Source organism: Alteribacillus bidgolensis (genome assembly GCF_002886255.1).
GTDB classification, from domain to species: domain Bacteria; phylum Bacillota; class Bacilli; order Bacillales; family Marinococcaceae; genus Alteribacillus; species Alteribacillus bidgolensis.
In genome coordinates, this window is record NZ_KZ614149.1 from 2,253,831 (window position 1) to 2,273,605 (window position 19,775).

17 protein-coding genes and 1 riboswitch are annotated in these 19,775 nt (G+C 40.4%); of the genes, 1 reads left to right on the forward strand and 16 read right to left on the reverse strand.

The window, feature by feature from the left end:
- Nucleotides 1-77: 77 nt before the first annotated feature.
- The 11 genes from sufU to CEF16_RS11345 form a co-directional block, all read right to left on the reverse strand.
- Nucleotides 78-515, reverse strand: coding sequence for a Fe-S cluster assembly sulfur transfer protein SufU (gene sufU, locus CEF16_RS11295; RefSeq protein WP_091581333.1), 438 nt, complete (start codon nucleotides 513-515; stop codon nucleotides 78-80).
- Nucleotides 502-1,725 carry a cysteine desulfurase gene (locus CEF16_RS11300; protein WP_091581330.1) on the reverse strand — a complete coding sequence of 408 codons (1,224 nt, stop codon included), beginning with the start codon at nucleotides 1,723-1,725 and terminating at the stop codon, nucleotides 502-504. The genes sufU and CEF16_RS11300 overlap by 14 nt, the downstream gene beginning before the upstream one ends.
- Complete coding sequence (sufD, locus tag CEF16_RS11305) at nucleotides 1,725-3,035, reverse strand: Fe-S cluster assembly protein SufD (RefSeq protein WP_091581327.1); 1,311 nt, start codon at nucleotides 3,033-3,035, stop codon at nucleotides 1,725-1,727. Before sufD ends, CEF16_RS11300 begins: the two co-directional genes overlap by 1 nt.
- A gap of 18 nt (nucleotides 3,036-3,053) precedes the next feature.
- Nucleotides 3,054-3,848 (reverse strand): Fe-S cluster assembly ATPase SufC, encoded by a 795-nt coding sequence (gene sufC / locus CEF16_RS11310; protein WP_091581325.1) that lies wholly within the window; start codon nucleotides 3,846-3,848, stop codon nucleotides 3,054-3,056.
- A gap of 338 nt (nucleotides 3,849-4,186) precedes the next feature.
- Entirely contained in the window at nucleotides 4,187-4,333 is a 147-nt protein-coding gene (locus tag CEF16_RS23765) for a YuzK family famiily protein (protein WP_170031836.1), read from the reverse strand.
- A gap of 278 nt (nucleotides 4,334-4,611) precedes the next feature.
- Entirely contained in the window at nucleotides 4,612-4,998 is a 387-nt protein-coding gene (locus CEF16_RS11315) for a carboxymuconolactone decarboxylase family protein (RefSeq protein WP_091581322.1), read from the reverse strand.
- 166 nt (nucleotides 4,999-5,164) lie between these two features.
- Nucleotides 5,165-6,103, reverse strand: a complete 939-nt coding sequence (locus CEF16_RS11320) for a MetQ/NlpA family ABC transporter substrate-binding protein (protein ID WP_091581319.1) — start codon at nucleotides 6,101-6,103, stop codon at nucleotides 5,165-5,167.
- 19 nt (nucleotides 6,104-6,122) lie between these two features.
- Complete coding sequence (locus CEF16_RS11325; protein WP_091581317.1) at nucleotides 6,123-6,803, reverse strand: methionine ABC transporter permease; 681 nt, start codon at nucleotides 6,801-6,803, stop codon at nucleotides 6,123-6,125.
- Nucleotides 6,793-7,821, reverse strand: coding sequence for a methionine ABC transporter ATP-binding protein (locus tag CEF16_RS11330; RefSeq protein WP_091581314.1), 1,029 nt, complete (start codon nucleotides 7,819-7,821; stop codon nucleotides 6,793-6,795). Before CEF16_RS11330 ends, CEF16_RS11325 begins: the two co-directional genes overlap by 11 nt.
- Before the next feature lie 272 nt (nucleotides 7,822-8,093).
- A riboswitch (SAM riboswitch) is annotated at nucleotides 8,094-8,215 on the reverse strand.
- Between the two features lie 476 nt (nucleotides 8,216-8,691).
- A complete protein-coding gene (locus CEF16_RS11340; protein ID WP_091581309.1) occupies nucleotides 8,692-10,515 on the reverse strand; it encodes an ABC transporter ATP-binding protein in 1,824 nt (607 codons plus the stop codon).
- A 15-nt stretch (nucleotides 10,516-10,530) separates the two neighbouring features.
- Nucleotides 10,531-12,282: an ABC transporter ATP-binding protein gene (locus tag CEF16_RS11345; RefSeq protein WP_091581306.1), complete on the reverse strand. Its 1,752-nt coding sequence runs from the start codon at nucleotides 12,280-12,282 to the stop codon at nucleotides 10,531-10,533.
- A 329-nt stretch (nucleotides 12,283-12,611) separates the two neighbouring features.
- On the opposite strand from CEF16_RS11345, the gene CEF16_RS23275 reads away from it, so the two are divergent.
- Entirely contained in the window at nucleotides 12,612-12,932 is a 321-nt protein-coding gene (locus CEF16_RS23275) for a hypothetical protein (protein WP_139185901.1), read from the forward strand.
- Between the two features lie 119 nt (nucleotides 12,933-13,051).
- Here the strand turns inward: CEF16_RS23275 and gcvH are convergent, their stop codons facing one another.
- The 5 genes from gcvH to CEF16_RS11370 form a co-directional block, all read right to left on the reverse strand.
- Nucleotides 13,052-13,435, reverse strand: coding sequence for a glycine cleavage system protein GcvH (gene gcvH / locus CEF16_RS11350; RefSeq protein WP_091581304.1), 384 nt, complete (start codon nucleotides 13,433-13,435; stop codon nucleotides 13,052-13,054).
- Between the two features lie 51 nt (nucleotides 13,436-13,486).
- Nucleotides 13,487-13,846 carry an arsenate reductase family protein gene (locus tag CEF16_RS11355; RefSeq protein WP_091581301.1) on the reverse strand — a complete coding sequence of 120 codons (360 nt, stop codon included), beginning with the start codon at nucleotides 13,844-13,846 and terminating at the stop codon, nucleotides 13,487-13,489.
- Between the two features lie 205 nt (nucleotides 13,847-14,051).
- The gene (locus CEF16_RS11360) at nucleotides 14,052-15,836 is read right to left on the reverse strand and encodes an acyl-CoA dehydrogenase family protein (protein WP_091581298.1); all 1,785 of its coding nucleotides are present in this window, start codon (nucleotides 15,834-15,836) and stop codon (nucleotides 14,052-14,054) included.
- An 86-nt stretch (nucleotides 15,837-15,922) separates the two neighbouring features.
- Nucleotides 15,923-17,101, reverse strand: a complete 1,179-nt coding sequence (locus tag CEF16_RS11365; protein WP_091581294.1) for an acetyl-CoA C-acetyltransferase — start codon at nucleotides 17,099-17,101, stop codon at nucleotides 15,923-15,925.
- A gap of 32 nt (nucleotides 17,102-17,133) precedes the next feature.
- On the reverse strand, nucleotides 17,134-19,521 hold the full coding sequence (locus CEF16_RS11370) for a 3-hydroxyacyl-CoA dehydrogenase/enoyl-CoA hydratase family protein (RefSeq protein ID WP_091581291.1): 2,388 nt from the start codon (nucleotides 19,519-19,521) through the stop codon (nucleotides 17,134-17,136).
- Nucleotides 19,522-19,775: the final 254 nt, after the last annotated feature.

Genomic DNA, 19,775 nt, shown 5'->3' on the forward strand with positions numbered 1-19,775 from the left:
ATTGTTTCTCTTTTTATTATAGGGCCTCCTTTCTCTAAAAAGAAAGGGGGGTAAGGAACATTTCTTTGGCAGATTATTTATTCCTCTTCGTTGAGTCCTTTTTCCATTGCCTTCCATGCCAGTGTAGCACATTTAATTCGGGCTGGAAACTTTGTTACTCCTTGAAGGGCTTCAATGTCACCTAGGTCGTATTTCTCTTCATACTCTTGACCTTGCATCATACTCGAAAAAATCCCGGCCATTTCCAGGGCTTCCTCAACCGTACGGCCTTTCACAGCATCGGTCATCATGGAAGCGGAAGACAAGCTGATTGAGCAGCCTTCCCCGACAAATTTTGCCTCAGAAATTTTATTGTCTTCTACTTTTAATTGCAATTGAATTCTGTCGCCGCAAGTTGGATTATTCATATTTACATGCAGCGTCTCACCTTCAAGCTCTCCTCGGTTTCTTGGATTTTTATAATGATCCATGATTACTTGACGGTAAAGAGTATCTAGATTGCTATGCAAAGACATCACCAAAATACTCCTTTGTTTTTATTAAGCCTTCTGTTAGGGCATCAATATCTTCGGTTGTATTGTAAATATAAAAACTAGCCCGGGCTGTTGCTGCCACGTTCAGCCATTTCATTAAAGGCTGTGCACAATGGTGGCCGGCCCGCACAGCAATACCTTCTGCATCCAGTACAGTCGCCACATCATGCGGGTGGACATCATCTATATTGAAAGTGATAAGACCAGCTCGTTTCTCCGGTCCATAAATATGAAAACCATCCACTTCTTTTAATTTATTGACTGCATATTCAGCTAGCTTTGTTTCATGGGCTTCAATATTGTCCATTCCTACATCTTCAAGGAAGTCTATGGCAGCGCCAAGGCCAATTGCGCCTGCAATAATCGGCGTTCCGCCTTCAAACTTCCATGGCAGCTCTTTCCACGTAGAATCATACAGGTCGACAAAATCGATCATTTCTCCGCCGAATTCAACAGGCTCCATCTTTTCTAATAGATGTTTTTTTCCATAAAGCACACCTATTCCTGTAGGTCCTCCCATTTTATGGCCGGAGAATGTGTAAAAGTCACAATCGAGTTCTTGCACATCTACTTTCATATGGGGTGCGCCTTGTGCTCCATCTACAAGGACTACAGCACCGTTTTCATGAGCCAGCCGGGTAATATCTTTGATTGGGTTTATTGTCCCCATTACATTAGAAACATGAGTAACTGCTACAATTTTAGTGTTTGATGTAATGGTGTTTTTTATATCTGCTATAGATAAAGATCCGTCTTCTTGCAATGGGATATATTTCAACTCTGCACCGGTGGCTTTAGCCATTTGCTGCCAAGGGATGAGATTACTATGATGTTCCATTGGTGTTATAACAATCTCATCACCTTCTTGCAAGTTGCTTCTTCCATAGCTTTGCGCTACTGTGTTGATTGCCGTTGTTGTTCCTCTTGTAAACACCACTTCCTGCATACTTGAAGCATGAATAAAGGAGCGGACTTTTTCTCGTGCTCCTTCATATTCATCTGTCGCCAAACTGCCAAGTGTATGCACACCTCGGTGTACATTGGAATTATAACGCCGATAATAGTCATCAAGCTTTTCAATAACTTTTGCAGGCTTTTGAGAAGTAGCGGCGCTGTCTAAATAGACGAGCGGGTGGCCATTGACTTCTTGGTGCAAAATAGGAAACTGTTTGCGAATTTCCTGTACATCCATTAATATACTTTCCTTTCAATAACTTCTGACAGACGGTCTTTAACAGCCTGGATAGGAAGTTGATTTACAACAGGGGCTAAAAAGCCATGAATAACCAAACGTTCCGCTTCTGTCTTTGAAAGACCGCGACTCATAAGGTAGAACATTTGCATTGGATCTATACGCCCAACAGAAGCTGCATGCCCAGCTGTTACATCATCTTCATCAATCAAAAGAATGGGGTTGGCGTCGCCGCGTGCTTTTTCGCTCAGCATAAGAACACGTTCTGTTTGTTCACCATTTGCTTTTGTAGCACCATGTTCAATTTTTGTAACACCATTGAATATGGAAGAAGCTTTATCTTTCATTACACCGTGAGTAAGGATCTGTCCATCTGAATGTTTTCCATGATGAATAATGTGCGTCCAGAAATTTTGGCTTTGATTATCGCGGCCAATGGAAACGGATTTGGAGTCAGCATATGAACCATCCCCAGCTAGCACAGTCGTATTGTCAGAAACAGTGTTTCCTTCATTCATCTGCCCAAGAGCCCAATCAATACGACCGTCTTTTTCTATATAACCCCGGCGGTTTACATAGGTAGTCATTCCTTTTTCAAAATGGTCAACTCCGCCGTAGGAAATTTTGGCACCGTTTCCGGCATACACTTCAGATACAATGTTCGCAACTGAACTTTTTTCTTCATCAAAAGAAACGTAGTTCTCAAGATATGTCACTTCACTGTTATCCTCGGCAGCAACGATAACATGGTTAAAAAGAGCCGTTTCTGGGTCTTCCTGCCAATAAATGACTTGTAAAGGTGCTTCCACCTGAACATTTTTCGGCACATACACAAAAGTGCCTCCATTTATTAATGCAACGTGTAAAGCAGTTAATTTATGCTCATCAACATTCACTGCTTTCCCCATGAAATATTGTTTCAATAATTCGCTGTGCTCTTTTGCAGCTGTTTCTATATCACAAAACAGCACGCCTTGTTCTTCTAAACGTTTGCTTACCGAACGATAAACGGGATAGCCGTCACGAAAAACGATTAAGTTTTGCTCTTCTGTGCTTCGATCAATTAATTTTTGAACATCTTCGTGAAGGCTTTCTACATCACTGATGCTTTCTGATGGAGCAGCAGCATGTTTAAACTCTGTAAAGTTCCATGTTTTAATATTTGTCTTTTCCGGCTTTGGAAGCTCGAGCTTATCCGCCAGACGGACAGCAGCAAGTCGTTCCTCTGTAAGCCACTCTGGTTCTCCGCGATTTTGGGAGTACTCTTTTACATATTCTTCATCGTATGTCCACTTTGTATCCACTGACATCATATAACCTCCCTGCTATTACACTTCCTGCTCTTGATCGCCGACTTTTTCGTTTTCAATTCCAAGTTCTTCTTTAATCCAGTCGTAGCCTTCTTCTTCTAATTGCTGTGCCAGCTCTGCTCCACCGGATTTCACGATACGTCCTTGCATCATAACGTGAACTTTGTCGGGTTTGATATAATTCAGCAAACGTTGATAGTGAGTAATAATTAAGCAGCCAAAGTCAGGGTTTCTCATGTCATTAACCCCTTTAGAAACTACTTTAAGTGCGTCAATATCAAGACCGGAGTCTATTTCATCAAGGATAGCAAATTTTGGTTCGAGCATTAACAGCTGCAAAATTTCATTTCTTTTCTTTTCCCCGCCTGAAAACCCTTCGTTAAGATAACGTTGAGAAAAGGATTGATCCATTTCTAACGTGTCCATTTTTTCATCCATTTTTCGAATGAATTTCATTAAAGAAATTTCATCGCCTTCTTCACGTCTTGCATTAATAGCAGAACGCATGAAGTCGGCATTGGTTACTCCGCTGATTTCGCTTGGGTATTGCATTGCAAGAAACATTCCTGCTTTAGCGCGCTCATCTACTTCCATTTCAAGGACATTTTCCCCGTCGAGGTGCACCGAACCTTGTGTGATTTCATATTTCGGGTGGCCCATAATAGCAGATGCCAATGTGGATTTACCAGTACCGTTAGGCCCCATGATGGCGTGGATCTCTCCTGTATTTATTTCTAAATTAAAGTCTTTAATAATTTCTGACCCTTCTATTTCTACGTGAAGATTCTCGATCTTAAGAGTTGAAGCTGCCATGTGAAAATACCTCCATTATCTAATATTAAGGGATTCTATGTAGAATCCTCATGATTCTCAATTTATTCTCATTATTATTTTAAAACAAATCCAATTAAACTTCAAGAAAAGGACCTTTCCTCGAATAGCATGTAATGCCATTATTTTTTCCTATTTCCTCTATAATAATAGTGAAAAAGTAAAAAGAATAAAAGGGGGGACTGCCTAAAGCATTTATCTCTTCAGGTCAGCCCCCCATTATTTTTATCATCACTTTTCGTATTATAGCAGAATTCCATTCATCTTAAAAGAAAAAGAAAACCTGTGAATTTATCTAACAGGTTTTCTTTTCACCTTATTTAATATCTGTTGTGAAATTCAGCAGCAATCTGACAACTGATTTTGTATTCCATTTCTCTTGACTGTTCAACTTCCAATCGTTTTTGCAGGCTGCGGTTATATTCAGCATAACCGAAACCATGGGATTGATGCATAGCTTTTTCCATTTCACCCGTATGAGTGTTATTTAGTGTGTGGATAATAAATCCATCCTTTCTGTGTTTTTAACACATTTATAACTATAGCAAGTAAATTTTCTGACTACAAAATTCTATTGTTGTTATATTTTCTGACAATTAATACTGAGAAAGGATGGACTTTAATACCTTCTTTCATTGATAAAATTTCTCTTAAATTCTCTTCATTCCTCATTAATAGAAATTGTTTTTAATAATAAAGTGATGTCAGCCCGCAGAACACTAAATTGCTTAATCTATGCAGCGAATTAATGGGTCTGTTGTGATCCCTCGAGTTCTTGAATGGCCTCCTGTACCAGCGTTACGGCCTGGCTCATTACAGCACCTCCCCCAAAGGCAGCTGTCACCCCAATGATTTCTAGGATTTCTTTTTCCGTGCACCCTTGGTCTAAACATCCTTTCGTATGATAAATAATACAATATTCATCTTGGGAAAATACACTGACACCAAGAGCAATCATTTGTTTTTCTTTCTGAGAAACGGCTCCTTTAGCAAAACATGCTTCCGTAAACGCATTATACTTGCGAGCTATGTTAGGGATTTTTTCTGTGAAATGTCCAAGCCCCTCTTTATATTCCTGAAGAGCCTGCTGAATCATCGATGATTGCTGATTATCTTGTTGTTCCTGACTCATTTGATTCCCTCCTTTTTATTACTTTTTTAGTATGCAGCAGAAAAAAACTGTCATTCAAAAAGAATTAGAAAAACTCGGCTTGCCGCAAAGTCCAAATGTAAAACTGTCCTCCTATTGTATAAAAAGAAAAAGCCTGAAGATATTAAGTCTCCAGGCTTGTTTACTATTACTCTTCGTTATTTTCTTCATCTTCTTCCGCAGAAGTGTCCTCTTCTGCCGGAACTTCAGCACCTTCTCCTGTTGCAGGTACTACTGCACCGTCATACTCTTCTTCGATAAACTCTGTAACTTCCTTAGAATGAAGCACATCAAGGAGAGTCTCAATTTCTTCTTTATCTTCATCTTCGCTGCGGACAGCAATAATATTAACATAAGGATTATTTTCTTCATCTTCAATAGCAATGGTATCTTCGCGAGGACTTAACCCTGCATCTAAAGCATAGTTTGAGTTAATCAGCACAGCATCTCCTTCTCCGTTTTGGTACGCTTGAGGTAATGTAGCAGCCTCTACATCATCACGGAATTGAAGATCTTTTGGATTTTCCTCAACGTCTTCAATCGTGGCATTAATACCTGCACCTTCTTTAAGGGTAATAAGTCCTTCGTCTTCTAGCATCATAAGAATTCTGCCGTGGTCTGCGACCGAACTGCTCATGATTATTTCTGCTCCTTCAGGAAGATCATCGAGGCTGTCATACTCTTGAGAATAAACACCAATCGGTTCGATATGAACCCCGCCTGCATTTACAAAATCGTAATCATTTTCTTCTACTTGACCCTCAAAATAAGGTATATGCTGGAAATAGTTAGCATCTAATTCTCCCTCAGCGAGCGCTTGATTCGGTACGATGTAATCGTTAAATGTTTCGATTTCTAGATCTATACCTTCTTCGGCTAGCTTGTCCGATGCGAACTCTAAAATTTCTGCATGAGGTACATTTGAAGCTCCAACAACTAATTCAGCATTTTCTTCTTCTGGTGCTGCTTCTTCCTCATTGTTTCCAGTATCACCTGATTCTTGTTCTTCTGAATCTTCCCCGGCGCCGCATGCAGCAAGCAGCAAAATCAGGATAAGTGCAGCTAATAATTGCAGCCAATGTTTCATTGACATTTCCTCCTTTAATTTAACGTTTATCTAATTTATAGGTAATCCAGTCGCCAATCCATTGCAAAATAAATACAATGATAAGAATGGCGATGGTTGCCATAAAAGTTACATCCGGATTACTTCGTTGATATCCTTCTCTAAAAGCCAGGTCTCCAAGACCGCCTGCACCGATCACCCCAGCCATTGCAGTGTAGCTTACTAACGCAATGGAGGTTACTGTTATTCCAGAAATTAAGGCAGGCATTGATTCAGGAAGCAGGACTTTAAAAATAATATGCCATTGATTTGCTCCCATCGATTGAGCTGCTTCAATTACTCCCTTGTCTACTTCACGCAGCCCAATTTCAACCATGCGAGCATAAAAAGGAGCTGCTCCTATAACTAAAGCCGGCAGCGCCGCACTTGGCCCAAGCATTGTTCCAACAATAAAAGTAGTAAAAGGAACCAGTAAAATAATCAGTATAATAAATGGAATAGAACGAAATATATTGACAAGCGCAGCAGCTATTGCATGGATCGTTTTATTCTGCCATAGGTTCCCTTTATCCGTAAGGTAGAGAATTAAACCTAAAAATATACCAATTATAAATGTAGCGGCTACAGCAAGAGCACTCATATAAGCAGTTTCTAATGTAGCTTCCCACATATTTTCCCAATTAACATTAGGAAGCAGCTCTTCCTGGAGGTTATTTATCATGGTTCAGCACCTCCGCTTCTATACGATGGTCTTCTAAAAACAATAGAGCTTTATCAAGGTTCTTCTTTTCTCCTTGCAGCTGCACAAATAAGGTTCCGTAACTGCCATCTCTCGTTTTAGAAACTTTCCCCTGCAATATATTCACGCTGACACCGCACGTTTGGATCAGTTCTGTCATGACGGGCTGCTCTGCATCTTCACCAAGAAACATTAATTTGACTACAGGCCCTATATTTCTATCTTCTAGTAATCCTTCAATTGCTTCCATCGTTTCTTCCGGCTCCGTCACTTGTTTGACAAACTCTTTGGTCATGTCTTGCTTCGGGTGGCGGAAAACATCAAGCACCATCCCTTGTTCAACTACTTTTCCGCCATCCATCACTGCTACGCGATGACAAATTTTACGAATGACATGCATTTCATGTGTAATAAGTACTATTGTAAGTCCTAGTTTTTTATTTATATCCGTTAAAAGATCAAGAATGGAATCTGTCGTTTTTGGATCAAGAGCTGAGGTCGCTTCATCGCACAACAAAACTTTAGGGTTGTTTGCAAGCGCTCTTGCAATGCCTACCCGTTGTTTTTGACCTCCGCTTAACTGAGAAGGATAAGCATCTCCACGCCCATGGAGTCCTACTAGTTCTATAAGTTCCTGTACTCTTTCTATTCTTTTTTTCTTTGGGACGCCTGCTATTTCCAAAGGAAAAGCTATATTTTCCTCTACCGTCCTGGACCAAAGCAGATTAAAATGCTGAAATATCATACTGATTTCTTGTCTTGCTTCTCTTAAAGAGCGTCCGGAAAGCTTTGACATGTTCCAATCAGCCACCGAAACCTGCCCTTGGCTTGGCCGCTCTAGCATATTTAACATGCGGATCAAGGTACTTTTTCCAGCACCGCTGTATCCAATAACCCCAAAGATCTCGCCTTTATTTATCGATAAATTTACGTCATCGACAGCTGTTATGTTTCCGCTTTTTGCTTGAAACACTTTCGATAAACGATTTAAAGTTATCATGCTGTTATCCCTCGTTCCTTTAATTCCGACTAAACTTATCAGAAAACTTCATAAAACGCCCTAGAAAAATCCGCCTTGTCAGCACGGATAGACAACCTTTTATTATTCTCATTAAAACTTTACAGGTCCTTACAAAGCTCGTCAACTGCTGTGCTATTGGTAAAAACTGCACATTGGTCAGTGATATTTTGTTTTTTCCCTTTTTTCATTGAGCGGAAACAAAAAACCTTTCTGCCGATGCACAGAAAGGTGTATATAAGTAATCATCCTTCCTCTCATCACTCAAAGCATATTACACTTTGCAGGATTTGGCACCGTTTTCCATTGTTTAATAAAATACATGGATGGTTGCCGGGTTTCAAAGGGCCAGTCCCTCCACCTCTCATGATAAGAGATTTATTGTATTGTCAGCCAAATGGAATAATAGCATGTGGGACAGGAAGTGTCAATTATTAACTTTGGATTTGAAAAATTTGGCTCACCGCCAAGTCCTATAGCGGAAGACGTAGTATATACTTATACTTTGATCCTTTTTAACAAAGTTAAGGCATTCCTAAGTACTAAAGAGTATCAAAATGAAGGGGGCTGTCCCATAAGTCTGTTCGGCGAAATTTTTTAATTAACTTCAGCTGAAATACACGTAGACTCCCTCCGGAAAAGCAAAGATAAAGGAACTTCTACTAAAACCGCACACGTCCTGTGTGCAACGTAGAAGCCACCACTTCCTGTGGAAGTAAGATCCCGCACTTGTGCCCTAAGGGTGAAAGCGAAGTGTATTTCAGCTGAAAAAACCTTTTGGGACAGCCCCGTTTAACATATTAATAGCATGTAAAATCAGTAATAACATAACATCAATCCACTACGTTTCACTCAACCAGCATCAAGTACATTAAACTGAGCACGAACAAGCCGGTAATATTCCCCGCCTTGCTTCATTAATTCATGGTGGCTGCCTTGTTCCATAATCCGTCCGTGATCTAATACAACAATCTCATCAGCTTCTCTAATCGTAGATAATCGATGGGCAATCATAATTGCTGTCCGCCCTTCTAACAGCTTTTTCAAAGCCGATTGAATGATCTGCTCAGTTTCTGTATCTATAGATGCGGTCGCTTCATCTAAGATTAATATACGAGGATCAGCCAGCAGAGCTCTTGCAAATGAAATAAGCTGCCTCTCCCCAACCGATAAAACATTTCCGCGTTCTTCCACTTCTGTTTCATATCCATTCTTCAATGCCCGTATAAACCCGTCCGCTCCTACATGGTAAGCTGCTTTTTTTACTTCTTCATCAATTGCATTCGGGTGCCCGAAACGTATATTTTCCATAATCGTTCCTGAAAAAATAAACGTATCTTGCAGCACCATGCTTACTTGGGAACGCAAGCTGTCGAGCGTCACGTTACGCAAATCATCACCATCGACTAATACCCTGCCTTTTGTTGGATCATAAAAACGACTGATCAAATTAACAATGGTTGTTTTTCCAGACCCTGTATGGCCTACAAGCGCAAAGGTCTGCCCCGGCTTCATATGCAGATCTATTTTGTGAAGAGCAGTACGTTTTTCATCGTAGCTAAATGCCACACTCTCTAATCGAATATCTCCTTTTATTGCTTTTAACTCTTTAGCATTAGGTTTTTCAGGTACGGAAGGTTTTTCATCCATATATTCAAAGATCCGCTCTGAAGAAGCCATCGCCATTAACAACTGATTATAAATCTGGCCTAGACGAGAAATCGGTTCCCAAAACATGCCTAAAAATGTAGCGAATGCTACAAACTCTCCTATTGTGATGGACTCGGCATTTATAAGATAAATACCATACCATATGAGAATAGCAGTCCCCGCGGCATTGGATAATTCAACGAGCGGGCGAAACATCGCACTCTTTCGCGTCGCCTGCTCCCATGCTTCATAGTTATCCGTATTCAAATCAGTAAAGTAATCCATATTTTCTTTTTCCTGCGTGTAAGACTGTGTTACTCTAATTCCTTGAATGCTTTCGTTTAAATGAGAATTTAACGTGGATTGTTTAAGCCTTACTGTCTGCCAAGACCGTCTTATTTTGCGGCGTAAGTTAGTAGAAATGTAAAACATGATAGGAAGTACAATCATAATCGCAATTGTTAATTCAGGGCTTAGTACAAATAAGATAGAAATAATACCGACAAGCATAACGATATCCATTAATAAGTTAATCACACCGTTTGTAAACAGCTCTTGCAGCGAATTGATATCGTTTGTCACTCTTACGAGAATAGACCCTGCCGACCTTTGATCAAAAAAACGGTGGGAGAGCTTTTGCAAATGATTAAACAAATCCCTCCGCAAGTCATAAATGACATACTGTCCCATTTGATTAATCCATTTGATACGAAACGTATTAGCTACCCAGGCTAAAGCATACATAGAAGCGATAAATATAGTAATGCCCATTAGCAAATTCCAGTCTCCAGGCTGAATCGCTTCATCGATCGTATACCCGATGAGTACAGGAGCAGCGAGCCTTACTGAAGTTGCAGCCAGCATAGCAATCACGGCCATTGGCAGCAGTTTTTTTGAGTAAGGCTTCATATAATGAAGCAGACGTCGGATTTGCTCCCAGTTAAATGCCTTATCAATGATTTGGTCCTGTGAATAGCGAAACCGCCCTTTATCTGCCCGATTAGGAACCGCATTCTTATTTTTCATACTTTTCCTCCTGTTTTAAACCTGCTGCTGCATGACTGTCTCCTTATCTTGAAACTGAATGTCATAAATGGTTTTATAAATACCTTCTTTTTCTAACAGCTCTTCATGTCTTCCTCTTTCTGCAATTTTTCCATTTTCAAGTACTAAAATTTGATCGGCGTGCTTCAAGGACGAAATCCTATGTGCGATAATAAACGTCGTTTTTTCTTTCATCACTTCCTGGAATGCCGCTTGAATTCGATGTTCCGTTTCCATATCAACAGCACTTGTAGCATCATCAAGTACTAAAATGGCGGGATTAATTAATATAGCTCTGGCAATAGATATTCTTTGTTTCTGTCCTCCTGAAAGGCCCACCCCTCTTTCTCCTAATACCGTTTCGTACCCATCTTGAAGCTCCATAATAAACTCATGAGCATGGGCGCGTTTTGCTGCATCAATCACCTCTTCTAAGGAGGCGTCAGGTCTTCCATACGCGATATTGTCGTGGATGGTCGATGAAAATATAAAAGATTCCTGCAGCACAAATCCAACATGAGCTCGCAAATCTTCAAGCTTGTATTGATTTATTGCTCTACCATCAATTAATACCTCTCCCTCGTCCGGTTCATAAAACCTTGATATTAACTGAGTAATGGTTGTTTTCCCAGCCCCTGTCGCTCCAATCAAACCAATCGTTTCACCTGGAGCTGCATGAAAAGTAATATCCTCAAGCGCTTTTTGTGTTTCTCCAGAATAAGTGTGAGTAACGTGATTAAATACTATCTCTCCATAAAGGCAATCCACTGGTTCAGAAAAGGCTGTATTCGTAATATCTTCCTTTTCCTCTAAAACTTCTACTATCCTTTCTCCAGAAGCTTTCGATTGAGAGAAAGTATTAATGATAAACCCAAGATTTATAAGAGGACCGATAATATACCAAATCAAGCTAAAGGACGCAGCCAGCTGACCAAGCTGAAGCTGTCCCTGTATAACAAGATAGCCGCCAAATCCTAATAAAACCACAACGCACACGTTACCGATAAGCTCCATAAACGGAAAAAATTTTGCCCATATCGTAGATGTATATAACGATTTATTTTTATAGTCGGCATTTCTTCCATCAAACCGTCCCATTTCAAAATCTTCTCTTGAGAGGGATTTTACCGTGCTCATGCCGCTGACATTTTCCTGCACCTTCGTGGTAAGAGACGCAAATGATAACCGAATGTTTTTAAAGGCTGGATGGACTTTTTTGTCAAAACGATACACAGCTACGGCTAAAAACGGCATTGCTGCCAACGATACTAACGCAAGCGGCACACTATAATACATCATGACCGCAAAACTGACCGTCACCAAGAGAACAAGATTTAAAAGTTGAGCGCATCCAAAAGAAAGAAAAAAGCGAAAACCTTCTACATCTGCGGTAAGCCGTGACATTAAATCACCGGTTTTAGCATTATCATAAAATCGGAAAGGTAAATATTGAAGTTTCTTATATAATCGACTGCGCAATCGATAGACAGCCCTTATCCCAAATAAATCTCCATAATACTGATGAATATAAGTGGCAGCTGCTTTTAACACAGTAATAACGACAAAACCTCCTGCTAAGTATGGAAGCAGCCCCCAATTTGCAGATAATACTACTTCATCAATCGCAAATTGAAGCACGATTGGGTAAGCCATCGTTAAAATTGTCATAATAATTAAAAAAAAGATTGACCAAATAAATAATCTTTTATCAGGCCAATAAAATTCTTTTAAACTCTTAAACGTATTCAAACGGAACCCTCCCTTACAAATAATTAGTTGATATAATGCAGCAGGCCCCCTTTGAGTGAGTAAGATTACTATAGGTTACAAGCGGCTTACCTGGATAAAAGGGCTGCTAAATATTGGAAAAAAGAGATACAGGAAGGCAGTCACACGAGAATGCTCATTTTGCTAAACATTCAAAAAATTGTAATGTTAGATAGAGGAATAACGCTAAATCATTTCGCTGATAGGCTTGCTCATTTGCTGGCTCGGGATTCCAGGAACTCTTGAATTTATTTCGTTTTCCTAAGTATAATATAATTCAAAAATGAAAAAAAGAAGTCCTTTTTATGTGAATGAATTTCATCATTTATTTCTATATCATTATAAACGAACATTATATAACATTCCCTCGTTATCGTTCGATTTTAGCTTCAGGCGGACGCTTTCACCCTCGGGCAAAGCGCGACATCTCCTCCAACTCACTTTGTTCGTTCTCGATAGTGTCTTCTTTGCCGCTTGCTTGGCTTCAGCCTCCTTGGCAGCAAGCTGCCTGCGGGGTCTTTATCCCGCAAGAGTTGCTGCCTTCCGCTACAATCGATATAATGTTCGTTTTTGATAATCAAAATAGCACTTATGATATTGATTCATGTATATGCGTAATACTAAAGATTTAGAAAAACTCGGTTTTTCGCCGTGTCCTTATGGCGTGAACCGAGTTTCCCTTATATGTTTACCTATTTTTCTAACAGTGCCAAAAAGAACCCGCTTCAAGGGCGGGTTCTATGTAAGTAAATTAATCTTCGCTAACCATTTCTTCATATTCTTCTGCTGACATTAATTCATCTAACTCTTCTTGATCTGTTGGTTCTACAACGATCATCCAAGCTTTTTCATATGGTGACTCGTTAACGAATTCCGGTGAATCATCCAGTTCCTCATTCACTTCAACTACTTTTCCGCTGACAGGAGCATAAAGTTCAGAAACGGTTTTAACGGATTCCACACTGCCAAACGGTTCGTCCGCTTTAACTTCATCGCCTTCTTCTGGCAATTCTACGAATACGATGTCTCCAAGTTCAGACTGAGCAAAATCAGTAATCCCAATTCGTACTTTTTCGCCTTCTTGTTTTACCCATTCATGTTCTTCTGAATACTTAAAGTCCTTCGGTAAATTCATCATATCAGCCTCCATTTTCAAAGTTCATGTTAAATGAGAAAGACAAAACTTTTACTTATTCCATACTTCCTCAAATTGTTCTTCCTTAAACCCGACCGTAACTTTTTCGCCATCTGTAACAATCGGTCTTTTTAACAGCATACCATCAGAAGCAAGGATGTCGAGCAATTCTGATTCATCTGCTGATTTTACTTTGTCTTTCAAACCGAGCTCCCGATACTTTTTACCGCTTGTGTTAAAAAATTTTTTCAATTCAAGCCCGCTTTTATTGTACAGATAAGCTAGTTGTTCTCGGTCTGGCGGGTTTTGGACAATGTCATGTTCATTATAAGGGATATCCTTTTCGTCAAGCCAATTTTTTGCTTTGCGGCATGTTCCGCAGCGAGAATACCCATAATACGTCACTGCCATAGTTTCCTTTCTCCTTTCCTACTCTGCATTCCTTCTCTATTATATCCAAATCTGCCATTTTTCTCGATAAAATTTTGATCCTGCATGCGAAAAAGCTCCGATAAACGGAGCTTTTTCAAATCACTTAGCAGAGAGGAGAATGCCTTTCCGAAGAAAGGGAATATATATTTTTGGAGCTTAGAACGCTCCAAATTGTATAACAATTTTAAACGACATAACGCTCTGCATCCAGTACGCTGCCGGCAATTTGGCGCTTCAATGCAACGATGTTAGTCGGGGTGTGGCGGGTAAGCTTTCGAAGCATAGAGAGCATAGTACGCAGATTATCTCCTTCTTCCATATGCACAAGCGACTCTTTTGCATTAGCTTCCAGCCGGTTCAGTGCTTCTTGACAGAAAACACGAGTCAGTAAAATTTTCATTTCTTCTTTGTCTGCCCCATTTTTATTGATAGCTTTTTCTGTTCGCAGAATGGCAGATTCCATCGAATAAATATCGCTTACGATATCTGCCACGTTCATCAACAGCTCTTGCTCTTCTTCCAGAGATTTTCCATATTTTTGTGCACCGTTTCCAGCCACCATAAGAAATACTTTTTTAGCATTTTTTAATAGATATTTTTCTTTTTCCAGTGGAGCATCTCCAGGCTCTGCGGGCATCATCATCATCAGTTCTTCTTGAAGCCTTTGTGCTTTCTCTAGAAGCGGAAGGTCACCTTTCATCGCTTTTCGCATAATCGTCCCCGGAACGAGCAGGCGGTTAATTTCGTTTGTTCCTTCAAAAATACGATTAATACGAGAATCTCTATAAATGGTTTCTACTTCATATTCAGACATAAATCCGTAGCCGCCGTGAATTTGAACGGCTTCATCTGCTGCGAAATCTAAAGTTTCTGAACCTGCAAATTTATTTAAAGAACATTCAATCGCGTATTCTGCAATAGAAGTAGCTACTTTTCCGCCGTCTTCCTGTTCTTCGTCAGAGAGCTTGCCGAGCTGCTCTTCAAAAAGTCCGCCCGTACGGTAAATGGAGCTTTCTAAAGCATAGGTTTCAGATGCCATCGTTCCTAATTTCTCTTGGATCACTCTAAATTGACCGATTGGCGTTTTAAACTGCTTTCTCTCGTTTGCATAAGCAGAAGCTAACTCAATTGCACGTTTCGCCCCGCCGACACAGCCTACCCCAAGCTTATAACGTCCGACATTTAAAATATTAAAGGCGATCACATGGCCGCGCCCTGCTTCTCCAAGCAGATTTTCTTTTGGAACTTTTACATCCTCTAGAAGCAATGTCCGCGTAGACGACCCTTTAATCCCCATTTTCTTTTCTTCTGGACCAGTTGATACGCCTTCAAATTCACGTTCAACGATAAAGGCTGTAAAATGCTCCCCGTCAATCTTTGCGTATACAATGAAAATGTCAGCAAAAGCAGAGTTTGTAATCCATTGCTTTTCCCCATTTAGAATATAATGAGTACCTTCTTCATTTAAGACAGCCGTAGTTTTAGCTCCTAAAGCATCTGACCCTGAGCTTGGCTCTGTTAACGCGTATGCTGCAATTTTCTCCCCCGTTGCCAGTGCTGGCAAGTATTGTTTCTTCTGTTCTTCGTTTCCGAAAAAGACGATCGGCAGCGACCCAATACCGACATGTGCGCCGTAACTTAATGAAAAAGCGCCAGCACGAGAAAACTTCTCCGTAATAAGCGAGGAGCTGATTTTATCAAGACCAAGACCACTGTACTTTTCGGGAACGTCTGCTCCAAGAAGCCCGAGTTCGCCTGCTTTTTCTAACAGACGCCGTGAAATGTCAAATTGATGATTTTCTATTTTTTCCGCCTCTGGAACGACCTCGCCCACGACAAAGTCTTCGGTTGTTTTTGCAATCATTTTGTGTTCTTCGCTAAAATCTTCCGGCGTAAATACTTGTTTTGGCTTTACTTCCTCTACTAAAAATCCTCCGCCTTTTAAACCAAGATCAACTGTACTGCTCATGTTTTCTACCTCCAATAGTTTATAATATTGGGAGGCTGGGAGGAAAAAGGTGCTGTCCTCCCGGTTCCCCATTTTTCCGAATTTCTTTACAATAATTCAAAAACCCCGGCAGCTCCCATTCCTCCGCCAATACACATCGTTACTACGCCAAATTGTTCATTTCTTCTTTTCATTTCATTCATCAAACTGAGTGTGAGTTTTGTTCCCGTACATCCAAGCGGGTGACCGAGGGCAATCGCTCCGCCGTTCACATTTACTTTGTCATGGTCAAGGTTTAATTCTCTTATAACTTGAAGTGATTGCGACGCAAATGCTTCATTTAACTCAAATAGTCCTATATCCTCTATTTCCAAACCGGCTATCTTCACTGCTTTTGGTATCGCTTCAACTGGGCCGATCCCCATCACTTCGGGTCTGACGCCAGCTACTGCAAAAGAGTGAAATTTTAAAATAGGGGTAAGTCCTTCCGCTTGTGCTTTTTCTTTTTCCATTAACAAGACAGAGGCAGCGCCGTCACTCATTTGTGAAGCATTTCCGGCCGTAACGGATCCTTTTGGGTGAAAAGCAGGTTTTAACTGACTAAGTGTCTCTGTTGTCGTTCCCGGGCGCACCCCTTCATCACAAGTAAATCTCACCTGCTCTTCGTTTACTTTGTTATTATCTCCGACAGAACGCAAGGTCACATTTACAGGGACAATTTCTTCATCAAACTTACCTACTTCCATTGCTTTGGCAGCCCGCCGATGACTTTCTGCTGCAAAAGCATCTTGATCTTCTCTAGAAACACCGAATTCGTTCGCTACTTGTTCAGCCGTATAGCCCATTCCCATATAATATTCTGGTGCTTCGTCTACAAGCGTTGGGTTTGGGGCGATAACATGGCCTCCCATTGGAATAAGACTCATCGACTCTGCCCCGCCAGAAATAATTGCATTGGAATGCCCCAGCATTATACGTTCCGCTCCATACGCAATGCTTTGTAACCCTGAAGAGCAATATCTATTAATGGTGATCGCAGGTACGGTATGAGGCAGACCTGCAAGGGCCGAAATATTTCTCGCCAGATTCATTCCTTGTTCTGCTTCCGGCATGGCACACCCTATAATGACATCTTCGACGATCGTCGGATCTGTATCTCCTGCACGTTTTAATGTCTCTTTCACTGTAAGCGCACCATAATCATCAGGCCTGGCGTTTGCGAGTGTTCCTCTTTTTGCTTTTCCTACCGGTGTTCTTGCTCCGGATACGATAACCGCTTCTTTCACCAGCTATCCCCTCCATTTCTATTTCTGTTAGATTAATTGCGTAATGGTTTGCCTTTCGTTAACATATGCTGCATCCGCTGCTGGGATTTTGGCTCACCAACAAGGCTTAAGAAAGCTTCTCTTTCAAGGTCTAATAAATACTGTTCGTCAACAAGTGTTCCTTTTGGCACCCTGCCGCCTGCAAGCACAAATGCAAGTTTTTCAGCAATTTTCACGTCATGTTCAGAGACCATTCCTCCAAACTGGAGGGTTTTTGCCCCAAGCTTCATTGCTGCATAGCCCGTTTCACCTACTACTGGCACCTTTTTACGCTGCGGTGGAACGTATCCTTTTTCGTATAAATGAATAGCTTGTTGTTTGGCGTAATAAATCGTATGATCTCCATTAACAATAACGTCGTCTCTGTCACTTAAAAATCCGTTATCGCGTGCTTCATCTGCAGAAGTGGAGACTTTAGCCATTGCGATTTTTTCAAACACTTTATTTGCAGCAGCCAATAGTTTTGCACTTTCGTCCTGAGGGAGATTTTCGATATGGCGAAGATACAGTTCTTTATTTCCTCCCCCGCCAGGAATTAAGCCAACTCCAGTTTCGACAAGACCCATATACGTTTCTGATGCAGCCTGAACGCTTGCTGAAGGAAGACAAATTTCAGCTCCTCCGCCAAGAGACATACCATGTGGTGCCGCCACCACAGGACGTTTTGCGTATTTAATATTTGACATAGCTATTTGGAACTGACGGACAACCATGTCGATTTCGATAAAGTTATCATCTTGTGCTTCCATTAAAATCATCATTAAATTGGCGCCAACACAAAAGTTTTTGCCATGGTTTCCGATTACAAGTCCTTTAAAATTTTTCTCTACTTCCTCAATAGACTGGTTAATCATTTGCAAGATATCTAATCCAATTGAATTGTTAGGAGAATGAAACTCAAGGCAAGCTATATCATCACCGATATCGATTAAACTTGCTCCTGCATTTTTTCTTATAACAGCATTATTATTTTTTAACTTTTGCAAGTTAATCTCTTTTTTATTTATATCTTTTTTCCGGTATTCTCCGTTGTGATAATATTCGTCGGGATTTTTATAAAACGTGTGAACACCTTTTTCCAGTATTCCTTTTACCCATGAAGGTACTTTTTCACCTTCTGCTTCCATACGCTCTACCGATGTTTCTACTCCAATGGCATCCCATGTTTCAAATGGCCCCATTTCCCAGCCAAATCCCCACTTAATTGCTTCATCAATAGCTGCAATGTTATTTGCAATCTCACTGCTTTTTTCGGCAGAATACAACAGCACCGGTTTCATAATATTCCAAACAAGCTTTCCTGCTTCGTCGTCTGTATATACAAGCGCTTTCAGTTTATCACTTAACGTTTTTTCTTGTTTTGCCTGCTCTGTAGAGGCTGTTTTTATTCTTTTTCTCGTTTCATATTCAAAGGTCTCAAGATTCAGTTCTAGTATTTCCGTTCCTTTTTCTCCTTTTTGTTTCTTATAAAATCCCTGTCCTGCTTTACTCCCAATCCAGCCTTTGTCTGCCATTTCTTTCATAAAAGCAGGCGGATCAAATACTTCCTTTTCTTCTCCTTCTACTTGGTCATACACATTTTTGGCCACATGAAGGAATGTATCGAGCCCTACGACATCCAGGGTTCGAAAAGTAGCGCTTTTTGGCCGTCCTATAACAGAACCCGTAACAGAATCAATCTCCCCTATGGACCAGCCGCCTTCCATCATCTCGCGTACTGTTACTAATAAACCGTATGTGCCGATTCGGTTTCCAATAAAATTAGGAGTGTCTTTCGCCTCTACCACGCCTTTTCCAAGTGTATCCTCAGAAAACTTTTTCATAAATTCCAGTATTTCTGGATCTGTTTTTTCGTTTGGTATGATTTCAAGCAATTTTAAGTAACGCGGCGGGTTAAAAAAATGAGTTCCTAAAAAGTGGGAGCGAAACTCTTCGGATCGCCCTTGTGCCATAGTATTGATGGAAATGCCGGAAGTATTTGAACTAACAATAGCATGAGGTTGTCGGTACGCTTCCACCTTTTCTAATACTTGCTTTTTCACTTCTACATTTTCCACTACTGCTTCAATAATCCAATCTGCTTCCTGTAATCGATGTAAATCGTCTTCCAAATTTCCCGCTTCAATACGAGAGAGATTAGTTTTCGTTGTTAACGGAGCCGGTTTCTGCTTCTTTAATTGTTTTAAACTCTGCCCGCTTAAGCGGTTGCGCACCTTTTTATCTTCTATGGTAAGGCCTTTTGCTTTTTCTTCATCCGTCCGTTCTTTAGGCACAATATCCAATAGAAGAACCGAAATACCTACATTAGCAAGATGAGCGGCAATACTTGCTCCCATTACCCCGGAACCAAGGACCGCAGCTGTATTTATGCTGCCTTTCATCGTTTTCCTCCTTCTTTAATTTGAATGAATACTCATTCAAATTTGTCTTAAAAAATATAATGAATAATCGTTCAGTTCTATTAATACTATAAAAGATTTTCTCTATTTTGACAATAGAAAAGACAGAAAATTTAAATGAGAAAACTTCGCTTGCCGCCAAATCTTTATGCCTAAGTCGAGTTTTGCTTATACTTTGATCCCTAAAGGAAAATAATCAGTTTCGACTTCTCTCTTATGATATGCATATTGTCTGT

Bases quoted from the DNA above. Each gene is read 5' to 3' on its own strand.
- CEF16_RS23275 (WP_139185901.1), top strand. From the start codon at position 12,612: ATGAATTTCATCATTTATTTCTATATCATTATAAACGAACATTATATA.
- CEF16_RS11340 (WP_091581309.1), bottom strand. From the start codon at position 10,515: ATGAAAAATAAGAATGCGGTTCCTAATCGGGCAGATAAAGGGCGGTTT.
- sufD (WP_091581327.1), bottom strand. From the start codon at position 3,035: ATGTCAGTGGATACAAAGTGGACATACGATGAAGAATATGTAAAAGAG.
- CEF16_RS11370 (WP_091581291.1), bottom strand. From the start codon at position 19,521: ATGAAAGGCAGCATAAATACAGCTGCGGTCCTTGGTTCCGGGGTAATG.
- CEF16_RS11315 (WP_091581322.1), bottom strand. From the start codon at position 4,998: ATGAGTCAGGAACAACAAGATAATCAGCAATCATCGATGATTCAGCAG.
- CEF16_RS11330 (WP_091581314.1), bottom strand. From the start codon at position 7,821: ATGATAACTTTAAATCGTTTATCGAAAGTGTTTCAAGCAAAAAGCGGA.
- CEF16_RS11360 (WP_091581298.1), bottom strand. From the start codon at position 15,836: ATGAGCAGTACAGTTGATCTTGGTTTAAAAGGCGGAGGATTTTTAGTA.
- CEF16_RS23765 (WP_170031836.1), bottom strand. From the start codon at position 4,333: ATGGAAAAAGCTATGCATCAATCCCATGGTTTCGGTTATGCTGAATAT.
- CEF16_RS11325 (WP_091581317.1), bottom strand. From the start codon at position 6,803: ATGATAAATAACCTCCAGGAAGAGCTGCTTCCTAATGTTAATTGGGAA.
- CEF16_RS11355 (WP_091581301.1), bottom strand. From the start codon at position 13,846: ATGGCAGTGACGTATTATGGGTATTCTCGCTGCGGAACATGCCGCAAA.
- CEF16_RS11300 (WP_091581330.1), bottom strand. From the start codon at position 1,725: ATGGATGTACAGGAAATTCGCAAACAGTTTCCTATTTTGCACCAAGAA.
- CEF16_RS11320 (WP_091581319.1), bottom strand. From the start codon at position 6,103: ATGAAACATTGGCTGCAATTATTAGCTGCACTTATCCTGATTTTGCTG.
- sufU (WP_091581333.1), bottom strand. From the start codon at position 515: ATGTCTTTGCATAGCAATCTAGATACTCTTTACCGTCAAGTAATCATG.
- sufC (WP_091581325.1), bottom strand. From the start codon at position 3,848: ATGGCAGCTTCAACTCTTAAGATCGAGAATCTTCACGTAGAAATAGAA.
- gcvH (WP_091581304.1), bottom strand. From the start codon at position 13,435: ATGAATTTACCGAAGGACTTTAAGTATTCAGAAGAACATGAATGGGTA.